This window comes from Elizabethkingia occulta (assembly GCF_002023715.1).
Classification (GTDB): Bacteria; Bacteroidota; Bacteroidia; order Flavobacteriales; family Weeksellaceae; genus Elizabethkingia; species Elizabethkingia occulta.
Genome location: NZ_MAHX01000011.1, coordinates 1 through 1,194 on the forward strand (window position 1 = coordinate 1; position 1,194 = coordinate 1,194).

Annotated in this window: 2 protein-coding genes; both read right to left on the reverse strand. The window is 37.4% G+C overall.

From position 1 onward, the window contains the following. Positions 1-660, reverse strand: a 660-nt coding sequence (locus BAZ10_RS06390) for an IS3 family transposase (protein WP_221407371.1), incomplete at its 3' end; no start/stop codon positions are given. An 11-nt stretch (positions 661-671) separates the two neighbouring features. Then, entirely contained in the window at positions 672-962 is a 291-nt protein-coding gene (locus tag BAZ10_RS19150; RefSeq protein ID WP_078771359.1) for a transposase, read from the reverse strand. Between the last annotated feature and the right edge of the window lie 232 nt (positions 963-1,194).

Genomic DNA, 1,194 nt, shown 5'->3' on the forward strand with positions numbered 1-1,194 from the left:
AAAGAACAGGTAAGCATCCAATACGGCTTCCCGATAAAGGCGGTTAAAACGTTCTATGTACCCGTTCTGCATAGGTCTTCCGGGCTGGATATATTGAATATGGATTCCTTTTCCCTTAGCCCAGGATTCAAAGTATTTTGAAGTAAACTCCGGACCATTATCTACTCTTATAACTTCTGGCATCCCATTGATATCAATAACCCGATCCAGTGTCCTGATCACTCGTTTTGAAGATATGGATGTATCTACTTCGATAGCTAATACCTCTCTGCTACAATCATCCATTACATTGAATGTTCTGAACCTACGATTGCCAGTCAGGCTATCACTCATAAAATCCATGCTCCAAGTTTTGTTCACTTCTGTTTGTTGCTGTAATGGTTGTTTTACCCGTGCGGGTAAACGTCTTTTTCCCTTTCTTTTCTTGTTCAGCTTTAATAATTTATAAATACGATACACTCGTTTATGATTCCACTCCTTGCCGGAGCGGCGTAAATAAGCAAAGAGCTTTCTAAATCCATAGGATGGATGAGCAAAAGCCAACTCCTGCAGGGCTTCTATTACGGCCGAATCATCCTTTACAGATGTATAATAATATTGAGAACGTGTTAATGAAACTATTTTGCAGGCCCGGCTCACCGGTATTTTACGATCCTTCACAAGTTCCTCGCTTAGTTGCCTTTTGGCGGCAGGGCCCAACCTTTTTTTGTGAACAGGTCTCTTAATATCTCATTATCCATGGCCAGATTGGCATACATCCGTTTTAAACGAGCATTTTCCTCTTCTAGCTCCTTTATACGTTTTACCTCAGAAGCTTCCATTCCGCCATATTTACTCTTCCAATTGTAAAATGTCGCTTCAGATATACCTAATTCTCTACAAAGTTCTTTGATTGGAATACCCCCTTCCTGCCGTTTTAATGCAGAAACAATTTGCATTTCTGTGAATCTTGTCTTTTTCATCTTTTTACAGTTTAAAATTAATAAATTTTCTATTTTTAAACTGTCTGGTTTTTAGGGATACTTACACCGAGAAACCAAGGCTTGATCTTTTGTAACTTTTGGATCAAGCCAAAAGTTTAAGAATAAATTAGAAAAACTAAAATAATTCTACCATTTAGACATTTAGACATTTAGACATTTAGACATTTAGAAAATTAAGTTTTCAACAATCATTTCTAGGTATTAGTGGCTT

What these genes read in the sequence shown, in the direction of transcription:
- BAZ10_RS19150 (WP_078771359.1), bottom strand. Translation starts at nt 962, where the DNA reads ATGAAAAAGACAAGATTCACAGAAATGCAAATTGTTTCTGCATTAAAA.